The 25,951-nt window shown below is 59.1% G+C and carries 31 protein-coding genes and 1 tRNA gene; 10 read left to right on the top strand and 22 right to left on the bottom strand.

Features of this window, described 5'->3' with window-relative positions; translation table 11 throughout:
- Positions 1 to 11 precede the first annotated feature (11 nt).
- Both TR36_RS08910 and TR36_RS08905 read right to left on the bottom strand, forming a co-directional pair.
- Positions 12 to 88, bottom strand: a tRNA-Arg gene (locus TR36_RS08910).
- 68 nt (positions 89 to 156) lie between these two features.
- Entirely contained in the window at positions 157 to 1,494 is a 1,338-nt protein-coding gene (locus tag TR36_RS08905) for a HAMP domain-containing sensor histidine kinase (RefSeq protein WP_237763553.1), read from the bottom strand.
- Positions 1,495 to 1,755: 261 nt separating this feature from the next.
- Between TR36_RS08905 and rpmH the strand changes: the two genes are divergently transcribed.
- From rpmH to TR36_RS08865, 10 genes are all read left to right on the top strand, one after another.
- Entirely contained in the window at positions 1,756 to 1,890 is a 135-nt protein-coding gene (gene rpmH, locus TR36_RS14940; RefSeq protein WP_082714905.1) for a 50S ribosomal protein L34, read from the top strand.
- Between the two features lie 20 nt (positions 1,891 to 1,910).
- Complete coding sequence (rnpA, locus tag TR36_RS08900) at positions 1,911 to 2,291, top strand: ribonuclease P protein component (protein WP_045391643.1); 381 nt, start codon at positions 1,911 to 1,913, stop codon at positions 2,289 to 2,291.
- Positions 2,288 to 2,524 carry a membrane protein insertion efficiency factor YidD gene (gene yidD, locus TR36_RS14935; protein ID WP_082714904.1) on the top strand — a complete coding sequence of 79 codons (237 nt, stop codon included), beginning with the start codon at positions 2,288 to 2,290 and terminating at the stop codon, positions 2,522 to 2,524. The genes rnpA and yidD overlap by 4 nt, the downstream gene beginning before the upstream one ends.
- Entirely contained in the window at positions 2,517 to 3,386 is an 870-nt protein-coding gene (gene ttcA, locus TR36_RS08895; protein WP_045391645.1) for a tRNA 2-thiocytidine(32) synthetase TtcA, read from the top strand. Before yidD ends, ttcA begins: the two co-directional genes overlap by 8 nt.
- 84 nt (positions 3,387 to 3,470) lie before the next feature.
- Entirely contained in the window at positions 3,471 to 5,291 is a 1,821-nt protein-coding gene (yidC, locus tag TR36_RS08890) for a membrane protein insertase YidC (RefSeq protein ID WP_045391647.1), read from the top strand.
- Complete coding sequence (locus TR36_RS08885) at positions 5,288 to 6,037, top strand: MOSC domain-containing protein (protein WP_045391649.1); 750 nt, start codon at positions 5,288 to 5,290, stop codon at positions 6,035 to 6,037. Before yidC ends, TR36_RS08885 begins: the two co-directional genes overlap by 4 nt.
- Positions 6,037 to 6,684 carry a ribosome biogenesis GTP-binding protein YihA/YsxC gene (gene yihA, locus TR36_RS08880; RefSeq protein ID WP_153010532.1) on the top strand — a complete coding sequence of 216 codons (648 nt, stop codon included), beginning with the start codon at positions 6,037 to 6,039 and terminating at the stop codon, positions 6,682 to 6,684. Before TR36_RS08885 ends, yihA begins: the two co-directional genes overlap by 1 nt.
- A gap of 174 nt (positions 6,685 to 6,858) precedes the next feature.
- Positions 6,859 to 8,463: an MFS transporter gene (locus TR36_RS08875; protein WP_062763158.1), complete on the top strand. Its 1,605-nt coding sequence runs from the start codon at positions 6,859 to 6,861 to the stop codon at positions 8,461 to 8,463.
- A 77-nt stretch (positions 8,464 to 8,540) separates the two neighbouring features.
- Positions 8,541 to 9,419: an acetylglutamate kinase gene (argB, locus tag TR36_RS08870; protein ID WP_045392052.1), complete on the top strand. Its 879-nt coding sequence runs from the start codon at positions 8,541 to 8,543 to the stop codon at positions 9,417 to 9,419.
- Complete coding sequence (locus TR36_RS08865; protein WP_045391653.1) at positions 9,419 to 9,904, top strand: histidine phosphatase family protein; 486 nt, start codon at positions 9,419 to 9,421, stop codon at positions 9,902 to 9,904. The genes argB and TR36_RS08865 overlap by 1 nt, the downstream gene beginning before the upstream one ends.
- Here TR36_RS08865 and TR36_RS08860 read toward each other — a convergent pair whose 3' ends face one another.
- The 20 genes from TR36_RS08860 to rplF all read right to left on the bottom strand — a co-directional run bounded on the left by TR36_RS08860 (position 9,905) and on the right by rplF (position 25,946).
- The gene (locus TR36_RS08860; RefSeq protein ID WP_275477448.1) at positions 9,905 to 10,690 is read right to left on the bottom strand and encodes an amino acid ABC transporter ATP-binding protein; all 786 of its coding nucleotides are present in this window, start codon (positions 10,688 to 10,690) and stop codon (positions 9,905 to 9,907) included.
- A gap of 10 nt (positions 10,691 to 10,700) precedes the next feature.
- A complete protein-coding gene (locus TR36_RS08855; protein ID WP_045391657.1) occupies positions 10,701 to 12,017 on the bottom strand; it encodes an amino acid ABC transporter permease in 1,317 nt (438 codons plus the stop codon).
- A 1-nt stretch (position 12,018) separates the two neighbouring features.
- Complete coding sequence (locus TR36_RS08850; protein WP_045391659.1) at positions 12,019 to 13,281, bottom strand: amino acid ABC transporter permease; 1,263 nt, start codon at positions 13,279 to 13,281, stop codon at positions 12,019 to 12,021.
- Positions 13,282 to 13,389: 108 nt separating this feature from the next.
- A complete protein-coding gene (locus tag TR36_RS08845) occupies positions 13,390 to 14,406 on the bottom strand; it encodes an amino acid ABC transporter substrate-binding protein (protein ID WP_062763044.1) in 1,017 nt (338 codons plus the stop codon).
- A 217-nt stretch (positions 14,407 to 14,623) separates the two neighbouring features.
- On the bottom strand, positions 14,624 to 15,325 hold the full coding sequence (locus TR36_RS08840) for an ATP12 family chaperone protein (RefSeq protein WP_045391663.1): 702 nt from the start codon (positions 15,323 to 15,325) through the stop codon (positions 14,624 to 14,626).
- Between the two features lie 2 nt (positions 15,326 to 15,327).
- Positions 15,328 to 16,353: an RluA family pseudouridine synthase gene (locus tag TR36_RS08835; protein ID WP_045391666.1), complete on the bottom strand. Its 1,026-nt coding sequence runs from the start codon at positions 16,351 to 16,353 to the stop codon at positions 15,328 to 15,330.
- Complete coding sequence (crcB, locus tag TR36_RS08830) at positions 16,350 to 16,724, bottom strand: fluoride efflux transporter CrcB (protein ID WP_045391669.1); 375 nt, start codon at positions 16,722 to 16,724, stop codon at positions 16,350 to 16,352. Before crcB ends, TR36_RS08835 begins: the two co-directional genes overlap by 4 nt.
- A gap of 31 nt (positions 16,725 to 16,755) precedes the next feature.
- On the bottom strand, positions 16,756 to 18,069 hold the full coding sequence (locus TR36_RS08825; RefSeq protein ID WP_045391672.1) for a replication-associated recombination protein A: 1,314 nt from the start codon (positions 18,067 to 18,069) through the stop codon (positions 16,756 to 16,758).
- A gap of 44 nt (positions 18,070 to 18,113) precedes the next feature.
- Positions 18,114 to 18,761, bottom strand: a complete 648-nt coding sequence (locus TR36_RS08820) for an autoinducer binding domain-containing protein (protein ID WP_153010530.1) — start codon at positions 18,759 to 18,761, stop codon at positions 18,114 to 18,116.
- Between the two features lie 115 nt (positions 18,762 to 18,876).
- Positions 18,877 to 19,290: a 50S ribosomal protein L17 gene (gene rplQ / locus TR36_RS08815; RefSeq protein WP_045391675.1), complete on the bottom strand. Its 414-nt coding sequence runs from the start codon at positions 19,288 to 19,290 to the stop codon at positions 18,877 to 18,879.
- Between the two features lie 123 nt (positions 19,291 to 19,413).
- On the bottom strand, positions 19,414 to 20,430 hold the full coding sequence (locus TR36_RS08810) for a DNA-directed RNA polymerase subunit alpha (protein WP_045392058.1): 1,017 nt from the start codon (positions 20,428 to 20,430) through the stop codon (positions 19,414 to 19,416).
- Positions 20,431 to 20,545: 115 nt separating this feature from the next.
- Positions 20,546 to 20,935 carry a 30S ribosomal protein S11 gene (gene rpsK / locus TR36_RS08805; RefSeq protein ID WP_045391678.1) on the bottom strand — a complete coding sequence of 130 codons (390 nt, stop codon included), beginning with the start codon at positions 20,933 to 20,935 and terminating at the stop codon, positions 20,546 to 20,548.
- Between the two features lie 13 nt (positions 20,936 to 20,948).
- The gene (gene rpsM, locus TR36_RS08800; RefSeq protein WP_045391681.1) at positions 20,949 to 21,317 is read right to left on the bottom strand and encodes a 30S ribosomal protein S13; all 369 of its coding nucleotides are present in this window, start codon (positions 21,315 to 21,317) and stop codon (positions 20,949 to 20,951) included.
- Between the two features lie 154 nt (positions 21,318 to 21,471).
- A complete protein-coding gene (locus TR36_RS08795) occupies positions 21,472 to 22,131 on the bottom strand; it encodes an adenylate kinase (protein ID WP_045391684.1) in 660 nt (219 codons plus the stop codon).
- A 7-nt stretch (positions 22,132 to 22,138) separates the two neighbouring features.
- A complete protein-coding gene (gene secY / locus TR36_RS08790; protein WP_045391687.1) occupies positions 22,139 to 23,497 on the bottom strand; it encodes a preprotein translocase subunit SecY in 1,359 nt (452 codons plus the stop codon).
- 97 nt (positions 23,498 to 23,594) lie between these two features.
- Positions 23,595 to 24,074: a 50S ribosomal protein L15 gene (gene rplO, locus TR36_RS08785; RefSeq protein WP_045391690.1), complete on the bottom strand. Its 480-nt coding sequence runs from the start codon at positions 24,072 to 24,074 to the stop codon at positions 23,595 to 23,597.
- A gap of 204 nt (positions 24,075 to 24,278) precedes the next feature.
- Positions 24,279 to 24,464, bottom strand: a complete 186-nt coding sequence (gene rpmD / locus TR36_RS08780; RefSeq protein ID WP_045391696.1) for a 50S ribosomal protein L30 — start codon at positions 24,462 to 24,464, stop codon at positions 24,279 to 24,281.
- 12 nt (positions 24,465 to 24,476) lie between these two features.
- On the bottom strand, positions 24,477 to 25,031 hold the full coding sequence (gene rpsE / locus TR36_RS08775) for a 30S ribosomal protein S5 (RefSeq protein ID WP_045391699.1): 555 nt from the start codon (positions 25,029 to 25,031) through the stop codon (positions 24,477 to 24,479).
- Between the two features lie 10 nt (positions 25,032 to 25,041).
- A complete protein-coding gene (rplR, locus tag TR36_RS08770; protein ID WP_045391702.1) occupies positions 25,042 to 25,401 on the bottom strand; it encodes a 50S ribosomal protein L18 in 360 nt (119 codons plus the stop codon).
- A gap of 11 nt (positions 25,402 to 25,412) precedes the next feature.
- Positions 25,413 to 25,946 carry a 50S ribosomal protein L6 gene (rplF, locus tag TR36_RS08765; protein ID WP_045391705.1) on the bottom strand — a complete coding sequence of 178 codons (534 nt, stop codon included), beginning with the start codon at positions 25,944 to 25,946 and terminating at the stop codon, positions 25,413 to 25,415.
- Positions 25,947 to 25,951 lie beyond the last annotated feature (5 nt).

Below are 25,951 nucleotides of genomic sequence, written 5' to 3'. Positions count from 1 at the left end.
CAAAAGATAATTGGTGAACCCGGAGCGATTCGAACGCCCGACCCTCAGATTCGTAGTCTGATGCTCTATCCAGCTGAGCTACGGGTCCACTGTGGGGGCCTTCTAGCCAGTGGCATCGGAGGCCGCAAGGGGAAAATTTGATTTGCGACGATTTTTTTACACTTCGCCCATATTTTCAGATTTTGGCAGCCGGATCAGGAATTCCGAACCCGTCTCGCCAGAATCCAGCAGCTCCAGATTGCCGCCATGCCCACGGATCAACTCGGAGGCGATGGCCAGCCCCAGGCCGGAGCCTCCCTTGCGGGCACCCCCCTGGAACGCCGTAAACAGATGTTCCCGCGCCTTGGGGGGCAGGCCGGGGCCGGTATCGCCCACGCGGATCCACCATTCGTCATCCGCCTCGCCACCGGCAATCTCGATATTGCCCGGCTCTCCGGTCGCCTCGATCGCCTGACGTGCATTTCGGATCAGGTTCGAAAGGACCCGGTATATCTGTTCATGGTCCGCACGGATCATGACACCGGCCGGGACATCCAGCACAGGGGTGATGGCGCTTTGATCCGGGATCTCGGCCTCCAGCACCTCATCCACCAGGGTCCGCAATGAAAAGCGCGCCAATGTGGGGGGCGGCTCTTCGGCCTTGCCGAAGGCCAGTGTCGTTTCACAAAGGCTGACGGCGCGGCTGATCGAATTCAGCAGCTTGGGCGCAGCACGCGACACCACCGGATCGGCACTGTCACCGATCCGGTCGGCAAACAACTGGGCCGATGTCAGGATATTGCGCAGATCGTGGCTGATCTTTGCCACCGCGCTTCCCAATTGCGCCAGCCGCTGCTTTTGCCGCAGGGCGCTGGTCAGCTGCGTCTGCATGGATTTGAGCGCATCCTCCGCCTCCCGTATCTCCCGGACACCCGAACGGGGAGCGATCAGGCGGCGTGCATCCTCCGGCGCCTCCGAATAGGCCGCGATATGTGAAACGACACGACGGATCGGCACGACCATCAGCTTCTGCACGGCAATGAACAGGATGGCCGCCGTAACAATGGAGATGGCGGCCGAGATCGCCAGAATCCGCCGGCTGTACTCAAGCATTTCGGCACGCAGCGGGCCGGTGGACATCGCCACCTCGATCAGGTCGCCGCCCTGCTCTACCGGGCTGCCGATGACGCGGATCACCCGCAATTCCGGATCGAAGAATTCGGCCATGGCATCACGAATCAGCCCGGCATGGCTGACGGTGCGCAAATCATAGGTGGCATCGATCGGTAGCGGAATCGGCGAAGACAGAACCAGCTGCCGGACAGCATCGCGCCGCAGCACAACGTTATACACCCCCGCATTATCCAGCAGCTCTTTTTCCAGCTGCGGAGAAATGGTGCCATCGGTTGTCAGCAGCGCCAAGGACGCGATTTGCGCCTTTTCCAGCCGCAATTGCAGGTAATCCTCACGGAAACGGGCAATGGAGGGCACGAGAATCATGATCTCGGCCAACATCACGAATATGATCGTCAGCACGAAGAATCGCCCGGAAAGCGAATTCAGAAAGCCCGCACGCCCAAATATCACCATCACACCCGTTTTAACCTACATAGGTATATGTCAGCGTTACACCTTAACAACTAAATGGTTTACTGCAAATCACAGGGCGAAACGGTTGACTCGGGCGGGGGGTACCCTTATGGAGCGGTCTTCGAATAGATGGCGTACCGATCCGCACTCTGCGTTCACGTCTGCCCGAAGTCATGGAGTTTCGCAATGAAGCGCACTTTTCAACCGTCGAACCTGGTTCGCGCCCGTCGCCACGGCTTCCGCAGCCGTATGGCCACCAAAGGTGGTCGTATCGTGCTTAGCGCGCGTCGTGCCAAGGGCCGTAAAAAGCTGTCGGCCTGATATTACAGGACGATGACGCGATGACGCCGCCGGATCGTAAGGTACCGGCGGTTTTGTCGTGTTCAGGGGCGGATATGCAGGTTTTGATCAAACGTGCCGATTTCCTGCGTGCGGCGCAGGCACGGCGGCAAGGGGCCCAAGGGTTTCTGCTGCAGGCACGTGCACGGGGCGATGATGCCCCGATGCGGGTCGGATACACCTGCTCGAAAAAACTCGGCAACGCGGTGGCGCGGAACCGGGCCAAGCGCCGTCTGCGCGAGATTGCCCGCCTGACACTGCCCGAACTCGGGCGCGACGGGTGGGATTACGTGCTGGTCGGACGCCCCAAGGTGACGGGCACGCGCGAATTCTCTGCCTTGATGAACGATCTGAAGGTTGCGCTGCGGCAGATCCACAAATGACACCGCTGGCGCATATCGTCGCTTTGCCCATACGGGCCTATCGGTTATTGCTGTCCCCCTGGGTCGGACATGGGTGCCGGTTTCAGCCAACCTGCTCTGTCTACGGGCTGGAGGCGCTGTCGCGCCATGGTGCGGTTCGTGGAACATGGCTGACCGTGCACCGGCTGTGCCGATGCCACCCGTTTGGCGGATCGGGTTATGACCCTGTGCCGGAAAGGAAACGCGATGCTTGACGAAGCTGACGACATTCACCCGCTGTTCTACGGTGCCCCCAAGACGACCGAGTTTCGCAAGCTACGCAAACGTCTGGTGCGTGAAACGCGCGAGGCGATCGAGGCGTATGGCATGGTGCGGCCCGGCGATCGCTGGCTCGTATGCCTCTCGGGCGGCAAGGACAGCTATACCCTGCTGGCCGTCCTGACCGAGCTGAAATGGCGCGGCCTGCTGCCGATCGACATTCTGGCCTGCAATCTCGATCAGGGGCAGCCGAATTTCCCCGCCACGGTCCTGCCGGAATTCCTGTCGAAAATGGGCGTGGAACACCGGATCGAATATCAGGATACCTATTCCATCATGATGGACAAGGTGCCGCAGGGCCGGACAATGTGCGCCCTCTGTTCCCGCCTGCGCCGCGGAAACCTGTACCGCATTGCCCGTGAAGAAGGTTGTTCGGCGGTTGTGCTGGGCCATCACCGCGATGACATTCTCGAAACATTCTTCATGAACCTGTTCCATGGCGGACGGCTGGCCACGATGCCGCCGCGCCTGTTGAACGAGGATGGGGATCTTTTCGTCCACCGCCCCCTCGCCTTCGTATCCGAGGCGGATTGTGATGCATTTGCCCGCGCCCTGAATTACCCGATCATTCCCTGTGACCTTTGCGGATCGCAGGAAGGGCTACAGCGGCAACAGGTCAAACAAATGCTTGACGGGTGGGAGGCGAACAGCCCCGGCCGGCGTCAGGTGATGTTCCGCGCCCTGATGAATACACGTCCGTCCCATCTTCTTGACCCCGCCCTGTTCGACTTTGCAGGGCTTATGGCAGGCGAAATGCCTGCTTTGGGCGCGGCTCCGCGCCTGAACCCCGAGGGGTGACGGGGGGAAAAGGCTTGACCTTTGCGCCCCCCTTCTGTTGAACCACCCCAGACCTTGCACCCTGGAAAAGGCGCCGTCCGACGCATGGAAAATCCTAAGAACCTCCTTATAGCAATCCTACTCAGCCTCCTCGTGATGCTGGGGTGGTTCTGGGCCTTCCCGCCCGAACAACAGGCAAATAATCCTGAAGTGCCCGATCAGGTCACCTCGGCCCCGGCACAGCCCGTGACCGAGCAGACCGGCACCTCGCAGGCTGCCCCCGTCGCGGCCGAGGCCCCGCGGATCACGATCGACACACCGGAGCTTTCCGGCTCGATCTCCACCATCGGGGCACGTCTCGATGACCTGCTGCTCAAGGGTTACCACGTCACACTGGACGATGCCTCGGACAATGTCCGTCTGCTGACCCCGGTGGGTGAGGACCATGCCTACTACGCCCTTCAGGGCTGGGTTCCCGGCGGCGCGTTGGATTACACCGACGTTCCCGGACCCGATACGCAATGGACGGTTCTCGGCTCCGGCACGCTGACTGCCGATGCCCCCGTTGCACTGGAATGGCAAAGCCCCGCCGGCCTGACGTTCACCCGCACGATCTCGGTTGACCAGCAATACATGTTTACCGTTACCGATCGTGTGCAGAACAACAGCGAGGCAGAGCAGAAGCTGGCCCCCTACGGCATGATTGCACGGCACGGCACCCCGGCTGACCTGCAGGGCTTCTTTGTGCTGCACGAGGGCGTTGTGGGCCGCACGGATGGCGAGCTGCTGGAAACCAAGTACAAAGCGGTCCGCGATCTGCCTGCTGCCCCACGCGAAAACGGCCTTGTCGCCACGCATGAGGCTACGGAAAACGGCTGGATCGGTTTCACCGACCACTACTGGATGACCACCCTGATCCCGGCCGACGGGCAGCCGTTCACGGCCGTGGAAAAATACATCCCCTCGGGCGATATCTATACCACCGAAACCCGCCAGCCCCTCATGACCGTTGCCGCCGGCCAATCCATCGAGACGTCCTCGCGGATGTTCGCAGGCGCCAAGGAATGGGCGACGATCCGTCACTACCAGAACGATGCGGGCGTTGGCGGCTTCATCGACAGCATCGACTGGGGCTGGTTCTTCTTCCTGACCAAGCCGATCTTCTCGGTGCTGCACTGGCTGAACGCGCATATCGGCAACATGGGTGTGTCGATCATCGCCCTGACCTTCCTGTTGAAGGCGCTGGTTCTGCCGCTGGCCTATAAATCCTATGTCTCCATGGCCCGCATGAAAGAATTGCAGCCCGAGATGGAGGCCCTGAAGGCCCGCGCAGGCGATGATCGTCAGAAACTGCAGAAGGAAATGATGGTTCTGTACAAGGAGAAGAAGGTCAATCCGGCTGCGGGCTGTCTTCCGATCCTGATCCAGATCCCGATCTTCTTCTCGCTCTACAAGGTTATTCTGGTCACGATCGAACTTCGCCACGCCCCGTTCTTCGGCTGGTTGCAGGATCTGTCCGCGCCCGATCCGTCCTCGTTGTACAACCTGTTCGGCCTGCTCCCCTGGGATGCCCCCGAGGCGGGCACGACGATGGCCCTGGTCTTCATCGGTGTTCTGCCGATTCTTCTCGGGATCTCCATGTGGTTGCAGCAAAAGCTGAACCCGGCGCCCGCAGATGCCACGCAAAAGATGATCTTCGCCTGGATGCCATGGGTCTTCATGTTCATGCTCGGCCATTTTGCCAGCGGTCTGGTCGTCTACTGGATCACGAACAACCTGATCACCTTCAGCCAGCAATACATGATCATGTGGAGCCACGGCAAACGGCCTGAAATCTTCAGCAATATCCGCGACGGGTTCAAGCGTAAGCCAGCCCCTTCCGGCACCCCCGCGAAAGAACAGAAACCGGGGAAACCACGCAAATGATCACAGTCGCCGCTTTATACCGGCACCCGATCAAGGCACACGGACGCGAGGAACTCGCGTCCGTTCTGCTTTCCGCGGGAGCCTGCCTGCCATACGACCGCCATTGGGCTGTGGCGCATGAAGATGCGCGGCTGACCGAAGGCTGGAATCCATGCAATAATTTCTCGCGCGGGGCCAAGGCCCCTGCCCTGATGGCGATCACCGCACAGATGGACGGGGACCGCATCACCCTGTTGCACCCCGACCGCCCGGACATCACCTTCAGCCCGGATGACCCTACAGACCTGCCCCGCTTTCTTGACTGGGTCGCGCCGCTGATGCCCGCCAACCGCAGCGCCTCGGCACGGATCATTTCGGCCGGGCGGGGCATGACGGATAGTGCGTTTCCCTCCGTTTCCATCCTCTCGATGTCCACACTGGCGGATCTGTCGGCACGGATGGGGCACGATCTGTCGATCCATCGCTGGCGCGGCAACATCTGGCTGGACGGATTGCCCCCCTTGGCCGAACGTGACCTGATCGGCAAGACCCTGCGGATCGGCGATGCCCTGCTGCGGATAGAAGAACCGATTACCCGCTGCCGTGCCACCATGGCCGATCCGGCCACCGGAATGATCGATGCCGATACCTTGGCAGGGCTGTCCGCAGCCTATGGCCATCGTGATTTCGGCGTTTATGCCACTGTTGTCGAAGGGGGCCTCATTGAACGCGGCAGCCCCGTAACCCCCGCCGAGGAGCGCACCTGATGCTTACCTTCCCCCTCGCCCAGGATCCCGAATTTGCCGAACGCGAGGCAGGTCGCCTTCTGTTTGCGGGCCCTGTGGATTTTGTCAAAGGCGTGGTCGCCATGCCCGGCCTGCCCCCGGCCGACCGGGTGGAATTCTGCTTTGCCGGCCGTTCGAATGTGGGCAAATCCAGCCTCATCAACGCCCTGACAGGCCGCAAATCCCTGGCACGTGCATCGAACACACCCGGCCGGACCCAAGAGATCAACTTCTTTGCCCTGGGGCAGGAACGCTATATGGTCGACCTTCCGGGCTACGGCTATGCCGAGGCTCCCGTTGCCATCGTCCGCAAATGGCAGGCCCTGCTGAAATCCTATCTTGCCGGTCGTTCCACCCTGCGTCGTGCCTTCGTGCTGATCGATACCCGCCACGGCGTAAAGGATGTGGACGAGGAGATCATGACCCTGCTCGATAAATCCGCCGTCACGTTCCAGACCGTTCTGACCAAGGCGGACAAGGTCAGCAAGGCCGACCGCGAACGTATCACGGATCAGGTGCGTGGTGCGCTGGCGCGCCACCCCGCCGCCTATCCGGAACTGGTCGTCACCAGTTCGGAAAAAGGTGACGGAATCGAAACGCTCCGCGCCATCATTGCCGGTCTGGACTAGGCGCGATACGCCGCTAGGATCTTGTGGCAAGGAGATATCGTAATGCCAGCCGACGCCACACCCCCCGATAACAAAGGCGCCCCAGAACACCCGCAGGTGGTGACAGGCCCAAGCAGCGTGCCATTCGGACCGGGGGGTGCAGATCCTGCCCCCGACGTGAAAAAGGCGGAATCAATGTTCTCGCCCCTGCGCCACCCCGCATTCCGGATGATCTGGATCGCGACGCTGGTGGCCAATATGGGAACGCTGATCCAGAACGTCGGCGCCGGTTGGCAAATGGCAATCCTGACACCATCACATGACATGGTTGCGCTGGTTCAGGCCTCTACCACGCTGCCCGTCATGATATTGGCCATTGCAGCCGGGGCGCTGGCCGATAATTTTCCCCGCCGTCTGGTGATGCTTTCCGCCCAGAGCTTTTTGCTGGTGGTTTCCCTCGTGCTGGCAGTCGTGGCGTTCATGGGGTTGCTGACCCCCTGGCTTCTGCTGACATTCACGTTTCTTCTGGGATGCGGGAATGCGATGCACCTGCCGTCATGGCAGGCGTCCATGCGCGATATGGTTCCGCGGGAGGACCTTCCTGCTGCGGTCACCCTCAATTCCATGAGCTTCAATCTTATGCGCTCGGTCGGGCCGGCGATCGGCGGCATCATCGTTGCCTCCTCGGGGCCGGCAACGGCCTTCGCCCTGAATGCCATCAGCTATACTGCGGTGATCTACGCCCTTGCCCGCTGGAAAAGCCCGCAAGAGGCGCGCTCGCTTCCGCCGGAAAAGATCGGCGGGGCAATCGCGGCGGGGCTTCGCTATGTGGCACTCTCTCCAAAACTGGGCCGTGTGATCCTGCGCGGGCTCGTGTTTGGTGTCTCGGCCATCATCATGCTGGCGCTCCTTCCTGTTATCGCGCGGGATGTGCTGCAGGCCGAAGCCCGCACATTCGGTGTGTTGCTGGGTGCCTTCGGTCTGGGGGCCATTGGCGGCGCCTTTGCCGCGCCCCGCCTGCGCAAACAGTTCCGGATCGAAACCATCGTCGCCGGTGCATTCCTGCTTTATGCCATGGGAACGCTGGTCGTTGCCTTTTCCAGCTTCCAGCCTGTGACCATGATCGGCCTGATGATGGGCGGAGCCTCATGGGTCAGCGCCCTTTCGCTGTTCAACGTATCTGTCCAGCTATCGACCCCCCGCTGGGTGGTGGGGCGGGTACTGTCCATCTACCAGACGGCGACATTCGGCGGCATGGCCATGGGCAGCTGGCTATGGGGTGCATTATCCGAATCCTTCACAATCCAGATCACCCTGCTGATTGCAGTAGGGGTGATGCTGCTGGGCGCCCTCATGGGCCGGATCTGGCCCATGCCCGATTTCAACAATGAAAATCTGGACCCCGCCGATACGTTCAGCGCCCCTGCCCTGCGACTGGACCTGAAGCCCCAGTCGGGGCCGATCATGATCATGATCGATTGGGATATACCGCCGGAAAACACCGCGGCCTTTCTGGCCGCGATGACAGCGCGGCGGCGGGTGCGTATCCGGGACGGGGCGCGGCAGTGGGCATTGCTGCGCGATCTGGAAAACCCCGACATCTGGGTGGAAACCTATCACGTCCCTACATGGGTCGAATACATCCGCCATAACATCCGGCGCACCCGCGCAGACGTCGAAAGCTACAACGCATTGCGCGCCCTTCATCAGGGAGAGGGCGATCCCCCGGTTCACCGGATGATCGAACGGCAAACCGTCCCGCTGACAGACGATCTCGTAATACCGCCAAAGCTACCGTAACGCTTGGCAGGCCCCCGTAAAGCGGCTAGTCCTTGTGCGATCCTCAAGGACTGCCCCCCATGAAGAAACAGCTTGCCATGATGCGTGATTCCATTGCCACCGCCCGCACCCTGTCCGAAGCGCTGCCCTATCTGCAGCGCTACGCGGGTGCCGTTGTCGTCGTGAAATTCGGCGGAAACGCCATGGGCGATGATGAGGCGATGGCCGAATTCGCCCGGGACATCGTGCTGATGCGCCAGGTGGGCGTAAACCCCGTGGTCGTTCACGGCGGGGGACCGATGATCAATGATCTGCTGGGCCGGCTGGGTATCAAATCTGAATTCGTGCGCGGCAAGCGAGTGACCGACAAAGCAACCGTCGAAGTCGTGGAAATGGTTCTGTCCGGCCTTGTGAACAAGCGCATCGTACAGGCTATCAACGATCAGGGTGGCCGTGCTGTGGGAATTTCGGGCAAGGATGACGACCTGATGGTTGCCGTCGCCGATGATCCGGAACTTGGCTTCGTTGGCCGCCCTGTCGAGATGAACGTTCAGGTCATCCGTGACCTGTATCAGGCGGGTATCATTCCGGTCGTAGCCCCCGTGGCCACGGGCATGGAAGATAACGAGACGTTCAATGTGAACGGGGATACCGCCGCAGGCGCGATTGCCGGTGCATTGAAGGCGGACCGCCTGATGCTTCTGACCGATGTTTCGGGTGTGAAGAACAAGGCGGGCGATGTCATGACCCAGCTGACCCCGGACGATGTACGCTCAATGACCGAGGACGGGACCATTGCCGGCGGGATGATCCCCAAGACCGAAACGGCACTGGCCGCCATCGAGGACGGCGTGCGGGCCGTTGTCATTCTGGATGGCCGTGTTCCGAATGCGGTGCTGCTGGAACTTTTCACCGATCACGGTGCAGGCTCCATGATCCGTTCCAGCGAGGCACGCGTGAAACCGAGGGTCGACTGATGCCGCGCCTGATCCTGATCCGGCATGCAAAATCCGGATGGGATGATCCGCTTCTGACAGATCACCAGCGCCCGCTTGCCCCACGGGGAATAGAGTCATGTGCCGCCATTGCCGGATGGCTGGAGCAGCAGGGCATCGCCCCCTCCGAGATCTTGTGTTCGGATGCGCGGCGAACCCGGGAAACATCGGCGCTGGTATTTCCGGCGATCACGCCGACCCTTATTCCGGACCTCTATCATGCCAGCCCTGACTGCATGATGCGTGAATTGCGAAAGGCCACCGCAGGCACGGTGGCCATGATCGGGCATAATCCCGGGATCGGCAGTTTTGCCCAGAATATCCTGATGCGTTTTCCTTCGCACATACGCTTTGCCGATTATCCGACAGCCGCCACGCTGATTGCAGATTTTGGGGGCGACAGCTGGAAAGACGCAGGATTTGCGGGTGCGGAGCCGGTTGCCTTTACCGTGCCCCGCGACCTTTGATCAATGCCCCAGAATCTGGCTGAGGAATGTACGCGAACGTTCTGACTGCGGATTGTTGAAGAATTCGCGCGGGGTATTCTGCTCCACGATCTGACCCTGGTCCATGAACACGACACGGTTCGCGACAGCTTGGGCAAAGCCCATTTCATGGGTCACGCAGATCATGGTCATCCCCTCTTCTGCCAGGGAGATCATGGTATCCAGAACCTCCTTGATCATTTCAGGATCCAGCGCGGATGTCGGCTCGTCAAACAGCATGATGCGCGGCTTCATGCAAAGCGAACGGGCAATCGCGACCCGCTGTTGCTGCCCGCCTGAAAGCTGCCCCGGGTATTTATGCGCCTGATCGGGGATCTTCACCTTTTCAAGGAAATGCATTGCCGTGGCATCCGCCTCGGCCTTTGGCACCTTGCGCACCCAGATGGGCGCAAGGGTACAGTTTTCCAGAATCGTCAGATGCGGAAACAGGTTGAAGTGCTGGAACACCATACCAACCTCGGAGCGGACCTTGTCGATATTCTTCAGGTCCGATGTCAGCTCGGTGCCATCTACGATGATCTGACCGGCCTGATGCTCTTCCAGACGGTTGATGCAGCGGATCAGCGTCGATTTGCCCGAGCCGGACGGGCCGCAGACAACGATTCGTTCGCCCCGGTTCACGGTCATGTTGATGTCGCGCAATACGTGGAATGTGCCGTACCATTTGTTCATATCACGGATCTGGATCGCGATTTCGTCGCTGACCTGCATATGGCTCATATCGGGGGCGCGTTCGATGGTTTCCATGATGGTCTCCTTAACGGTGGTCGCGTTTCAGCCGGCGCTCCAGATACATGGAGTAGCGGGACATGCCGAAACAGAAGAGGAAGAAGATCGAGCCGACGAAGATATACGGCTCCCAATAGATGCCTTTCCAGTCGATCGAGGCACGGACGGCATCGGTGATACCCTTCAACGGGTCCAGAAGCCCGACGAAGATGACCAGCGTGGTATCCTTGAACAATCCGATGAACACCGACACGATTCCGGGGATGGAGATCTTCAGCGCCTGCGGCAGCACGATAAGGCGCTGCGCCTGGAAATAATCCAGCCCGAGGGAATCCGCGGCCTCATACTGTCCTCGTGGCAGGGCAGCCAGACCGCCGCGGATCACCTCGGCGATATAGGCGGCAGCAAACAGCGAGACCATGATGATGACGCGCAGGATGATGTCGAAATTCGTGCCCGGCGGCAGGAAGTAGTTCAGCAGCAGAGACGCCGTGAACAGCAGCGTGATCAGCGGAACCCCCCGGATGAATTCGATGAAGCCGACCGACAGTGTCTTGATCAGGAACATGTCCGACTGCCGGCCAAGCGCCAACGCAATTCCCAGCGGGAGGGAGATCGCAATGGCCGCCACGCCAATCGTCAGGGACAGAACAAACCCGCCAAACCGGTCCGAACGGACGGATTCGATTGCAAGCGGTGCGATCGAGCGGAACAGGTCGATGACCGGTCCGGCCAGCAGCAACCACCAGAGAAGCGCAATGACTACCGCCACCAGAATACCGACCAACGGACGGTTCTCCCGTAGCACTCGCCAAGCGATATAACCCAACACAAATCCTGCCATTCCACCCAGTGGCACCCAGGCCGAACCGCCCCAGAGCAGCCAGAACCCGAGGAACGGATAGATCGCCGAAAAGATCATCAGCTTGCGCGGGACACCCGGAAACAGGACCGGCGCCATGGCGACAAACATCAGGACCAGCGTCAGAACGGGCCGCCAGTACAGATGGCGCGGGTAGAAACCGAACAGCCATTGCGTCCAGCGTTCGCGCACGACGGCAAAACACGCCCCTGTCGCATCAGGTCCCCATTTTGCCGCGATGATCTGCCGGCATTCCGACAGGGTATCGGCCGTCCAGACCGAATGGGCAAACCACGGCAGCAGCCCACGCAGCAGGAAATAAAGCGCGATCAGACCGCAAATGGTCAGAATGGTATTGAACCACCCGGAAAAAAGGTTTTCGCGCAGCCACCGCACCGGGCCGGATTGCCCCGCAGGCGGCGGGACCTGCGGCAGCATCGTATCGCGCATGAAGAATACGGATTGTGCGTCGGTATCGCTCATCTTACCGCTCCTTCAGTTTTACGCGGGAGTTGTAGACGTTCATTCCGCTGGAGATCACAAGGCTGATCGCAAGATAGATCAGCATCATCAGCAAAACGCATTCCAGCTCTCGCCCGGTCTGGTTCAGGGTGATCCCGCCAAGTGTGCCACGCAGATCAAGATAGCCCACGGCAATGGCGAGGGACGAGTTCTTCATAAGGTTCAGGTATTGCGAAATGAGCGGAGGGATGATTACCCGCAGTGCCTGCGGCAGGATCACGAGGTTCATTGTCCGGCGCGGGCGCAGCCCCAAGGCAAAGGCCGCCTCGGATTGTCCCTGCGATACGGCAAGAATACCGGCCCGCACGATTTCTGCAATGAACGCTCCTGTATAAAGCGAAAGCGCCAGCCACAGGGCCATCAACGAGTTGGAAACATTGAGCCCTTCGACAAAGTTGAACCCGCGCAGCACGGGCAGATCGAAATGTGCGCCAAGGGCAATGCACAGCAGGATCGTCGGCAGGAAAACCACCAGAAGCGATTTCCACCAGGTCTGGGGCCGTTTACCCGTAGCGTGCTGCACTGCGGTGGCATGGCGAATGATGCGGCTGCGGACATAAAGCCCGATAGCCAGCAGGACGACCACAGCCGCGAACGTAAGGTTCAAAGAGAACAGGCCGAGATCCAGCGACCCGAGACCCTGCTCGAATTGCAGGTTCGGAATGGCGGTATAGCGGTTGGTGATCGCGAAAAGGCCAAGGAACAGCGTTTTCGTCACCTCACCTGTTTGCGGATCGGGGCGGAAGGCATTCGGTGCAGGAGAGGCTTCGGTAAAGACCGTGTAGATCAGCAGAATCCACAACAAGACCGGCACGTTACGGAAAATTTCCACGTAGACCGTCATCAACCGCGCAACAAGCCAGTTGGAGGACAGCCGCAGAACGCCGACCATCACGCCAACGATCGTGGCCATGATACAGCCCAGAACCGCCACCAGAAGCGTGTTCATCAGCCCGACCAGCAGCGCCATCGCATGCGTGCTGTTCTGCGAATAAGGGATCAACCGCTGCGCGATATCATAGCCTGCGCGGACACCCAGAAATCCGAAATCGAAATCCTTACCCAAAGCGGAAAGATTGCGGATGATGTTGTCGACGAGCCAGGCTGCGCCAGCCATAACAAGCAGGAAAACAATGACCTGAATGGTAAGCGACCGGTAACGTGTGTCGTAGATCAGCATGCTCAGCCGAAAGGTGTCTTTCGGCCTCTCCACGGCATGTGCCATGTGCACCCCCTGTTATGGAATGTCAGTCTTTGCGACCGGTGGCGTCTATGCGGCCTTACCTGTCGTCATGAAGCGGGCGCGGCAGTCATGCCGCCGCGCCCCGAAACCTTAGCGGAAGGGAGGCGCGTACAGCAGGCCGCCTTGTGTCCACTGGGCGTTCAGCCCGCGTGCCAGGCCGATCGGGGTCGATTCACCGATCGTGGCAGAGAAGATTTCGCCATAGTTGCCGCCGACCGAAATCGCGCGTTTTGCCCAGTCGGCATCAAGACCGATCATGGCGCCGAGGTTGTTTTCGGTTCCCAGAAGGCGCTTGACCTCGGGGTTCTGCGAATTGGTCGCCAGCTCTTCGATATTGGCCGAGGTGACGCCGTATTCCTCGGCCGCAACCAGGGCATTCAGCGTCCAGCGAACGATATCGTTCCACTGGCTGTCACCTTGGCGCGTAGCAGGCCCGAGCGGCTCTTTGGAGATGATTTCCGGCAGGATGATGTGGTCGGAAGGCGTGGCAAAGGCAGCGCGCGTCGCAGCCAGGCCGGACGCGTCCGTGGTATAGGCATCACATGCGCCTGCCAGATACTGCTGCTCGCCTTCGGCATTCGACTGGATCGCAACAGGCGTATAGCTCATGTTGTTGATCGCGAAGTAATCTGCGAGGTTCAGCTCGGTCGTGGTACCGGTCTGGATACAGATCGTCGCGCCATCCAGCTCCTTGGCCGATGTTACGCCAAGCGCCTTGTTCACCATGAAGCCCTGGCCGTCATAGTAGTTCACGCCTGCAAAATCGAGCGCAAGGTCTGTATCACGCGAGAAGGTCCAGGTGGAGTTCCGTGCGAGCATGTCGATCTCGCCCGAAGCCAGCGCGGTAAAGCGTGTCTCGGCAGTGGTCGGAACGAAACGCACCTTGGTGCCATCCCCCAGCACCGCAGCGGCAACCGCGCGGCATAGCGAGATATCGAAGCCAGTCCATGTGCCGTTGGCGTCAGGGGCCGCAAATCCGGTCAGGCCGGGGTTCACGCCGCAGACCAGCTCTCCGCGTGCCTTCACGTCATCAAGCGTTGCCGCCGATGCCAGGCCGGCAGCAAGGCCAGCCGCTGTGAGGGTGCCAAAGAATACGGTTTTTTTCATAGTTACCTCTTCCTGATTGTCCGCCCCGTTGGACGGTATGTCGGCCTCGAACACCGCAGGGAGAGTTCCCGTTAGGCGTTTTTCCGCGCGTGCCCATATTCGGGCTTATGGTTTCATCGCGTCAAGTCGCGCCACAGCCCCAGAGTATCTTTTTCAATCAGACAATCTGGAACTGCTTAATTCGCGATCCGGATGACCAAGCTATTCCGTCAGATTGTCACCGACACAATAGGAAAAACGCTTCGGCGCTTAAAAATGAAGCGCGCCGACGGGCATCAACAATGGAAGATTCTTCGTCTACACCCCAGGTCTCTGCCTGAAATGCTTCGTCTATACGGGATATTTCGAAGGCTTCGGCGCCTTTGAGCCGCTGGTTCGCAACCGCCAGCCCCAAAATCAACGAGCCGGAAATTGCTACTAAATCATGCAGCGCCGCAAGTTCGAACGATGAAAGATTAGACACATGTGCCCGCAAACGGGCAATGGACGCATCGGGCTGCTGTATGGGAATCAATCCGACAGTAACATCCAGGGGGGCATCCAGATGGGTCCGTGACCAGTCCAGCAGCGCATCCCACGCCGCCTGACGGCCGACCAGCTCGGCAGGGCCATCGGCACGGTAGCACAGAAGATCGCTGCCACCGTAATTCGCGATTTCATTCACCACGGCCTCCCTCTGGGGGGCAACCTTGTCGAGGGCTGCATTCGCGCTGCGGGTGGCGGGCATCGTGTCCGGGCGGACGGCATCGGTCTGCGCTTCCCACTCCGATGCAATCAGCTTCGCCAGCCCCTCCGTCGGCACGATCAGCGGAGTCTTTGCCGGTGTGCGTACGGGGCGACCATCAAGATGAACGGCAAAACCGTCGCCTTCAGGGGCAACGGTGGCAGCGGTCCAGAACCGTTTGGGCGACCATTCCATGTTCAGGCCCCGAAAGGATCGGCAGGAACGTCGTTTTCCTTCATGTCCAGCAGCTTGAACGTACGGAGCATATGATCGGGCAAGGGCGCAACGAAGGTCATGTCCTTTTTCAGGATCGGATGTTCGATCGTCAATTGGCGCGCGTGCAGGTTCATCTTGCGGCTGACATCGCCGCCCACCTGTGCGCCCCAGCCATCGCCAAGATTCTCCTGACCGCTGCCGCCGTATTTGCCATCCCCCAAGATCGGGTGACCCATTTCGGCCATATGCGCCCGCAACTGGTGGGTGCGGCCCGTTACAGGCTCCAGCGCCATCCACGACATACGGTTACCAAGGAACCAGAGCACGAAATAATCGGTCTGCGCCCGCTTGGCCAACGGGAAATCTGACATCTTTGCCGGATGCACGCAGACCATCTTTTCACCATCCCCACGGCCACCTGTTTTCATGAGGCCGTATTTGATCGTGCCCTTTTTCGGCGTAGGTACACCTGCCACCAATGCCCAATAGATCTTGCGCGCATTCCGGTGGCGCAAGGATTCGGACAGGGCACGGGCCACGCGATCCGTGCGGGCCAGCATCAGGACACCCGACGTATCCTTGTCCAGTCGGTGGACCAGCTTGGGCTTGTCCTTGTACCCGAACATCAGGGCTTCGGCGAGGCCGTCCACGTGGCGCATCCCCTGCCCCGAACCGCCCTGGCTGGGCAGGCCCGGAGGCTTGTTGATGACGATTATATGTTCATCCTTGTAGATGACCGCATCCTGGATCATCTTGATATCAGCCGAAGTTATGCGCGCACCTGCGGGATGCGGGGCCTGCTCTTCCGGCAAAGGTGGCACGCGGACCGACATTCCCGGCTCTACCCGGTCGGATGCCTTCACCCGGCCACCGTCCACGCGGATCTGGCCGGTGCGGCACATCTTTTCGATGGCCCCCTGCGTTACCTGCGGAAAACGGCGACGGAACCATTTGTCCAGACGCTGCTCCCCCTCATCCTCGGATACGGTCACGGTTTGAACGCTCATGCCAGCACTCCTCGGGCAAGGGCCGCGCCGGCCATCACGGCAAGGAGCGACAGGATAACGGATGCCAGCACATATGCACCGGCGGTAAGAACCTCGCCACGTTCCCAAAGGGTCAACGTATCCAGCGAGAAGGCGGAAAAGGTCGTGAAGCCGCCAAGGCAGCCTGTGAGCAGGAACGGTGCGAAACGCATGCCGCCCTTTTCCGCCAGTGTCATTGCCAGAACCCCCATCAGCAACGATCCTGCAATATTAACAGAAAGCGTAGCCCACGGCACGGCAATACCCAGACGTCCGACGGTCATATTGACCCCGAACCGCAAACAGGCGCCAATGGCGCCACCCAAACCGACTTGTAGAATTGTGAGAAACATCGACGCTGTCTCCGGTGCTGGGCTTCGAATGTCAACCGCCGTTGCGTTTGATACGCAGTTTGGCGAAATACTCGACCCGCTTTTTCAGCTCCCGCTCGTATCCGCGCTCCTCCGGTGCATACCATACCGGGCGCTTCATGCCTTCGGGGAAATAATTCTGGCCTGAAAAGCCATCCTGCTGGTCATGGTCATAGGCGTAATCGGCCCCATAGCCCATATCCTTCATCATACGGGTGGGAGCGTTGCGGATATGCAGTGGCGGGGGCTGGGATCCCGATTCACGCGCAGCGGCACGGGCCGCCTTGTAGGCGGTATAGACAGCGTTGGATTTGGGGGCCAAGGCGATGTACACGACCGCCCCTGCAAGCGCCAATTCCCCCTCGGGTGATCCCAACCGTTCATAGGTCTGCCACGCCTCAAGGCAGATGCCCATCGCCGTAGGGTCGGCAAGGCTGATATCCTCAACTGCCATCCGAACGATCCGCCGCGCCAGATAACGGGGGTCCTCGCCCCCTTCCAGCATGCGGGCGTACCAATAAAGCGCTGCATCTGGATCGGACCCGCGCACCGATTTGTGCAGGGCGGACATCAGGTTGTAATGCTCCTCCCCGGCCTTGTCATATTTGGCGGCACGGCGCATCAGCCGCTCTGACAGGGCCGTACGGTCCAGGATACGGTCCAGCTTCCACGCGCTGACCTGCTCGATCAGGTTCAACAGCGCACGACCGTCACCATCCGCCATTTCCATCAGGCTTTCCCGGGCCGGTCCATCAAGCGGAAGGGCACGGCCCATTTCCTGTTCGGCACGCTGCGCCAGACGCTCCAGATCCTTCAGCGCCAATCGTTCCAGCACAATGACCTGAGAGCGGGACATGACGGCTGGGTTCAGCTCGAACGACGGGTTTTCCGTTGTGGCCCCGACCAGAAGGATCGTCCCATCCTCCATATGCGGCAGGAAGCTGTCCTGCTGCGCCTTGTTGAAGCGGTGTATCTCATCCACGAACAGTAGCGTCCCCTGCCCGTTCTGACGCCGGACACGGGCCTGTTCGAAAACCTTGCGCAGATCGGGCACGCCGGTGAAAATGGCGCTGATCTGCACAAAGGCCAGATCTGTTTCATGGGCCAGCAAGCGGGCGATCGTTGTCTTGCCGACACCCGGCGGCCCCCAGAGAATGATCGACGAAAGGCTATGCGCCGCAAGCATCGCCCCCAGCGGCCCGTCAGCTGACAGAATACGCTCCTGCCCGATAACATCGGCCAAGGTGCGCGGCCGCAGACGGTCCGCCAAAGGGCGGTTGCCTTGCGGCGGCGGCGGGGCGGGAGTTTCGTCAAAAAGATCGGCCATGCTTGGGATGTAGGCGGAAACTCCGTGCCGGAAAAGAGCAGGCTTCAGATCAGCCCGTAATCCTGCGCCCGGCGGATGGCTTCTGGAGTGGTCTTTGCCTGCAATCGGGCCCGGGCAGAATGCAGACGAGCCTTCAGCGCGCTTTCGGAGATATTCAAGGCAGCCGCAGCCGCAGCATAGCGCGTCCCTGCTGCAATCAACCTTAGGGCTTCTATTTGCGCCGTAGTCAGATATTCGGGCGGAATAAGCCTGTCATGTGCAAGCTGGACGACATTAAAGAACATCTCCATTTCATCGTCACTGATTTCGGAATTATACCGGCATAAAAATCCATAGGTTAGCGAGGATGGCGGCCCGACAGCAGCCACAATGGCATGTTTTATTCCGAAGCGTCGCGCTTCATCGAAAATCCCATGTGGATCCAGAATTGAAGGATCAGTCCAGCGCAGAACGCCATTGGTCGTACACCCCCACCCAATTCCGGGATCGCGCAAAAGAAAGCCCATCTTTTTGTAGTAATGGGTCCAAATCGGATCAAGCGTGGTAAAATAAGTCGAAAAACGGCCGAACCGGATATGCGGTACAATTACGTAATTCGTATCAGGTAATCCTGACAGTTTTTCTATTTCCAATTCTACGGCATCATCGACCAGATCGTCATCAATCTCGTCTATTTCGTGATCTGCTGACACAGGCCGGCCTTTTAACTATAAGTTGCGCTAATACAGTGTTGTGCCTGAAACGCCTTATCGCAATAGAAAAAGCCCGCCAAACGGCGGGCTTTTGAAAGAACATTTACGTAAATGCTTATTCGGCTTCGAAAGCTTCGAGACGCGCCCGGTCGCCTGCGCCTTTGGCGGAGGTGTCGCGGTCGACAAACTCGATGATTGCCATCGGCGCCATGTCGCCATAGCGGAAGCCGGCTTTCATGATGCGGATGTAACCGCCCTGACGCTCTTTGTAGCGCGGGCCGAGGATTTCGAACAGACGCACCAGGTGCTTCTCTTCTTTCAGTGCCGATTGCGCCTGACGACGGGCATGCAGGTCGCCACGTTTTGCCAGCGTGATCAGTTTTTCAACGATCGGACGCAATTCTTTTGCTTTGGGCAGAGTCGTCTTGATCTGCTCGTGCTCGATCAGGGCACCCGACATGTTGGCAAACATTGCCTTGCGGTGCTCATGGGTACGGTTCAGGCGGCGGTATCCGCGTGCGTGACGCATGGTCATCTCCTTTTGCTTTGTCCGGCTGATCAGTCGTTGCGACCAGCTCACCTTGGGGCGGAATTGCCCTTTAATTCCCCCGCATCCGGGGCATTTCGAGGGCGCCGAAGCGCCCCCTGATTCTTAGAACTGGTCTTCGAAACGCTTGGCCAGATCCTCGATGTTCTCTGGCGGCCACTCTTCAACGTCCATGCCGAGATGCAAGCCCATGCCCGAAAGCACTTCCTTGATCTCGTTCAGGGATTTACGACCGAAGTTCGGTGTACGCAGCATCTCAGCTTCGGTTTTCTGGATCAGATCACCGATGTAGACGATATTGTCGTTCTTCAGGCAGTTCGCCGAACGGACCGACAATTCCAGCTCATCAACCTTCTTCAGCAACAGCGGGTTGAATTCCAGCCCGTCATCGGAGTCCGAACGTGTCGATGCTTCCGGCTCGTCGAAGTTGACGAAGATCGACAGTTGATCCTGCAGGATGCGGGCGGCATAGGCCACAGCATCATCCGGGGTCAACGATCCGTCGGTTTCGATACGCATCGTCAGCTTGTCGTAATCCAGCACTTGGCCTTCACGGGTCGGCTGGACATCGTAGCTGACTTTTTTGACGGGCGAATAGATGGCGTCGATCGGAATCAGACCGATCGGCGCATCTTCCGGACGGTTCTTGTCAGCCGAGACGTAACCTTTACCGGTGTTGACCGTCAGCTCCATCGAGACTTCGGCACCATCGTCAAGGTGACAAATGACATGATCCTTGTTCAGGATCTCGATTCCATTGGTTTCGGAGATATCACCAGCGGTGACAACGCCCGGACCCTTGGCATTGATCGAAAGACGCTTCGGCCCTTCGACTTCCATCTTGATCGAAACGCCCTTCAGGTTCAGCACGATGTCCGTGACATCTTCGCGAACGCCTGAAACCGAGGAGAACTCGTGCAGGACATTGTCGATCTGAACCGAAGTGATAGCAGCGCCTTGCAGCGACGACAGCAGCACACGACGAAGTGCGTTGCCCAGCGTCAGACCGAAGCCGCGTTCCAACGGCTCGGCAATGACCGTCGCGTGACGCGCGGCATCGTTACCTGCCTTAACAACAAGCTGTGTCGGCTTGATGAGTTCTTGCCAATTCTTGTGGATCATGCGTGTCGCCTCCATACCAGTCCCTTGCCCATGTCCAGAAGCGGGGACGCCCGAGGATCAGAAATGACGAAACCGGGCCACGCAAAAGCGCAGCCCGATCAGTAGTGTAATGTCGTTATACGCGACGACGTTTCGGCGGACGGCAACCGTTGTGGGCCATCGGCGTTACGTCACGGATCGACGTGATGTTCAGACCTGCTGCCGCCAAGGCGCGCAGGGCCGATTCACGGCCCGAACCAGGACCCTGAACTTCGACTTCGATCGTCTTCAGACCATGGTCCTGTGCTTTTTTGGCAGCATCTTCAGCAGCCATCTGTGCAGCATAGGGGGTCGATTTACGCGAACCTTTGAAACCCATCGTACCGGCGGACGACCAGGAGATCGCATTGCCCTGCACGTCAGAGATCAGGATTTTTGTGTTGTTGAAGGACGAGTTCACATGAGCAACGCCAGCAGCGATGTTCTTGCGCTCTTTGCGCTTCATACGGACTTTATCACGAGCCATCTGTCACGCCTCCTTATTTCTTCTTGCCGGCAATGGCCTTCGCAGGGCCTTTGCGGGTACGAGCATTGGTGTGCGTGCGCTGACCACGAACCGGCAGGTTACGACGGTGGCGCAGGCCACGGTAGCAACCCAAGTCCATCAGACGCTTCACGTTCATCGAAACTTCACGACGCAGGTCGCCTTCGACCGTGCAGTTCGCGTCGATGTATTCGCGGATCGCCAGTACTTCGGCATCCGAGAGTTCGTTCACACGGCGAGTGCGGTCGATTTTTACCGACTCACAGATCTCTTCAGCAATCTGGCTGCCGATGCCGTGGATATATGTCAGAGCGATGGGAACCCGTTTTCCCGTCGGAATGTTTACGCCAGCGATACGTGCCACGCGTTGTCCTTTTCCAAGGTTGCGGTTCCGTAGCGCCGGAACCTTTTTTCACAAACCCGCCCCGACGTATCGGAACGATCCTCGTCTCGAATAGACGAAACCACCCACGGCGATTCCATGGGACGCCGTGAGGTATTTGATTTTCAGGCCAGCGTCAAGTCGCCTGTTCGCCGTCCAGAATGGCAGAGATGCCGATGGCAACCTCATCAACCGATGCCAGCGCATCTACGTGCGCGAGGTCGCCCTTGGCGTAGTAGTAGCCGATGAGGGGTGACGTCTTCTTGTAGTATTCCATCAGACGATGGCGCAGCGCATCTTCGTTGTCGTCAGAGCGGCGCGTAAGATTGGTCGAACCGCAGGTATCGCAGACACCGGGGACCTTCGTCGGACTGGTCTCGTCGTGATAGACCGCGCCACAGTTTCCGCAGGTAAACCGGCCGGTGATCCGGCGCACCAAGGCAGCGTCGTCCACTTGCATCGAGATGACCGCGTCCAGCTTCTGCCCCAACTGCGACAGCAATTCGCCCAGAGCATCCGCCTGACCCAGTGTACGCGGGAAGCCGTCAAAGATGTAACCCTTTGCCCCGCCCTGCTCCAGTTTTTCACGGATGAGGCCGATGACGATTTCATCGGTCACAAGGCCGCCTGCATCCATGACGGCCGAGACGAGCTTGCCCATCTCGGAGCCACTGCTCCGTGCCTCACGAAGCATGTCCCCTGTTGAAAGCTGGGTCATGCCGCGCTCGGCCTCAAGCCGTTTCGCCTGCGTGCCTTTACCTGCCCCAGGTGGTCCGAGCAAAATTACGTTGGTCATAATGTCCTCAGCGCCGTGTCGGAGCACGCTTACCGGACCGTTTCCGACCGCGCAGCTGCGACTTTTCAATCAACCCTTCGTACTGATGGGCAAGAAGATGCGATTGCACCTGCTGGATCGTATCCATCGTTACAGAAACGATGATCAGAACCGATGTCCCGCCGAAATAGAACGGAACACTCAACTGTCCACGAATGATCTCGGGCAACAGACAGACGAAGGCGAGATATGCGGAACCGATTACGAGGATACGGTTCACGACATAAGTCAGATACTCTTCGGTGCGTTTCCCCGGACGGACACCCGGAATGAACCCGTTCTGGTTCTTCAGGTTGTCAGCCACGTCATCCGTCTTGAAGGCCACGTTCGACGTATAGAAATAGGCGAAGAACACGATCATCGCCGTGAAGAACAGCAGGTAAAGCGGCTGTCCCGGCCCGAAATAGGCCAGCAGCGTCGACATTACCGGACCGGTTTGCGAACCAGAGAATGTCGCGATCGTTGTCGGCAAGAGCAGAAGCGACGATGCGAAGATCGCAGGAATGACCCCCGACGGGTTAACCTTGACGGGCAGATGGCTCGATCCGCCATCATAAACCTTCATCCCGACCTGGCGCCGCGGATACTGGATATGGATCTTGCGCAGCGCCCGCTCCATGAACACCACGAAACCGATTACCGCCACGATCATGACTGCCACCCCGATGATGACAGCGGGCGAGACGGCACCCGAACGCCCCTGGCTCAGGAACTGGCCGATGTGCAGGGGCAATTCCGCAAGAATACCGACGAAGATGATCAGCGAGATGCCGTTACCGACACCGCGGGCCGTAATCTGTTCGCCTAGCCACATCAGGAACATCGTCCCACCGACCAGCGTGATGACACAGGCGGCCTGGAAAAACAGGCCGGGGTTCGTGACAAGATCACCGGCTTCAAGGCTACGCGCAATGCCATAAGCCTGGAAGGCCGCCAGAACCACGGTGAAATACCGCGTGTACTGGTTGATCTTCTTACGTCCCTGCTCACCCTCTTTCTTCAACTGCTCCAGCTGCGGCACAAGGGAGGCCAGCAGCTGAACGATGATCGAGGCGGAGATATATGGCATGATGCCGAGCGCGAAGATGCCCATCCGGCTAAGCGCACCGCCCGTGAACATCGAAAGGATGCCCCCCAGCCCGGCAGCGGCACCGTCCATAAACTGGCGCAATGCCGTCCCGTCAATCCCGGGCACCGGAATGTAGGTTCCGATCCGGTAGACGATCAACAGGCCGATGGTGAAGAAAATACGGCGACGCAGCTCAGTGGCCTTACCCAAAGACCCCCAGCTCAGGTTCGACGCCATTTGCTCTGCAGCAGATGCCATGCACGTTCTCTTTCATCGAAGCGCCGCCGAACCGGTTCGGGCTCGACGGCGCGGAAAAACCGAAAAATCAGGGAGCGGGCACAAGGCCCGCCCAGCCTTACTCGGCGCTTGCGACAGTCCGCGTCACCAGCGTAACCGACCCGCCCGCTTTTTCAACGGCTTCGATTGCCGTTTTCGAAGCACCAGCAACCGTCAGGTTCAGTTTGGCGGTGATTTCACCTTTTGCAAGGATGCGGACGCCATCGCGCAGGTGCGAGGTCAGGCCAGCAGCAACCAGGGCCGGGCCATCCAGTGCAACCGAAGCGTCCAACTTGCCGGCGTCGACAAATTTCTGGATGAGGCCGAGGTTGACTACCGCATATTCCTTGCGGTTCGGCTTCGAGAAACCGCGCTTTGGCAGGCGACGGTAGAGGGGCATCTGGCCGCCTTCATAACCGTTCAGCGCAACGCCCGAACGCGATTTCTGACCCTTGATACCGCGGCCAGCCATTTTACCTTTGCCCGAACCCGGACCACGCGCAACGCGCTTTTTCTTGCGTGCCGCGCCTTCGTTATCGTGCAATTCGTGAAGTTTCATGTCGCTCTCCTAAGCCGGAACTGCCCCGCCAGCGACGATCAGGGCAAACACGGCGTGTAAATGATTCCGAACCCGAAGCAGGGTCCAAGTGCGCGTATAGCGGCTTGACCTGACGGCTTCAAGCAGGATGGACATTTTGAATGCCGTAGAATTTCCATGCGCGATCCGGCAATGAAAAATGCCCCCGTCACCGGGGGCATCATATCAGTTCTTTTCTTCGATGATTTTCACAAGATGCGAGATCTTGTTGACCATGCCGCGGATCGAGGGAGTATCCTCAAGTTCGCGTGTACGGTTCATCTTGTTCAGCCCAAGACCCTTCAGCGTTGCTGTCTGGATCGCGGGGCGACGGGCAGCCGAAGCCACCTGTTTCACAACGATAGTTGCCATATCCCGATCTCCTTACGCTTCCGCGACTTCGGCTTCGGGCTTCTTCAGAATATCCGCAACCTTCTTGCCGCGACGATTCGCGACCATACGGGGAGAGGATTCCTGCTTCAGACCGTCCAGAGTCGCACGGATCATGTTATAGGGGTTCTGCGAACCGAGCGATTTTGCAACGACGTCCTGGACGCCCAGCATTTCGAACACGGCGCGCATCGGACCACCCGCGATGATACCAGTACCCGGAACTGCTGCGCGCATCACAACCTTGCCCGCACCGTGGCGGCCATTGGTATCATGGTGCAGAGTCCGGCCGTCGCGCAGAGCGACACGGATCATCTGACGTTTGGCTTGCTCAGTCGCCTTGCGGATCGCCTCAGGCACTTCTTTCGCTTTGCCTTTGCCGAAGCCAACACGACCGCGCTGGTCGCCGACAACCACCAAAGCAGCAAAGCCGAAGCGCTTACCACCTTTTACGGTTTTCGACACGCGGTTGATCGCCACGAGACGATCGGCGAATTCCGGGTTTTCATCGCGTTCACGACGGCCCCCACGGTTATCACGTTCTGCCATAATCGCCTCCTTAGAACTTCAGGCCGCTTTCACGGGCAGCATCGGCCAAAGCCTTGATCTTACCGTGAAAGAGGAACCCACCACGATCGAAGTAGCATTCTTCGATCCCCGCCTTTTTCGCACGCTCGGCAATAGCCTTGCCCACGGCGGCCGACGCTTCGACGTTGTTCTTGCCAACGAAACCAAGATCCTTTTCGAGGGTCGAGGCCGAAGCAAGCGTAACGCCATTGGTGTCGTCGATCAGCTGTACGCTGATGTTCTTCGCAGAGCGATGAACCGACAGACGCGCACGTCCGTTGGCCATTGCTTTCAGTTTGTTCCGCACGCGCAAGCGACGCTTCAGGAACAGCTCTCGTTTTTTCAAAGCCATTTTTGCGCCCCTTACTTCTTCTTGCCTTCCTTGCGGAACACGAACTCACCTTTGTACCGGATACCTTTGCCTTTGTAGGGCTCGGGACGTTTCCAGTCACGGATGTTCGCAGCGACCTGACCAACGTGCTGTTGGTCGATGCCTTCCACAACGATTTCAGTTTGCTTGGGCGCCGTAACGGTGACGCCCTGCGGCACTTCGAAGTTCACTTCGTGCGAATAGCCGAGCGACAGTTTCAGGACGTTGCCGTTCATCGCGGCGCGGTAACCCACACCTTGAATCTCGAGCTCTTTCTTGAAGCCTGTGGTCACGCCGATCACCAGATTTTCAACCTGGCTGCGGGTCATGCCCCACTGCTCGCGCGCCCGCTTGGATGTACCACGCGGAGTAACTTTGACCGAACCTTCGTCCAGCGTAAGCGTCACGTCGTCGGAAGCGGTGAAGCTGCGGGTCCCTTTCGGGCCCTTTACTTCGACCGTTTGACCGCTGACGGAGGCTGTAACGCCTTTGGGCAGGTCGATCGGTTTTTTGCCAATACGAGACATCTTGC

The sequence above is a fragment of the Falsirhodobacter sp. alg1 genome, assembly GCF_000739715.2.
Taxonomy (GTDB): domain Bacteria; phylum Pseudomonadota; class Alphaproteobacteria; order Rhodobacterales; family Rhodobacteraceae; genus Falsirhodobacter.
The sequence above is the reverse complement of the archived record's forward strand: the minus strand, read 5'-3'. Positions and strand labels throughout refer to the sequence as shown.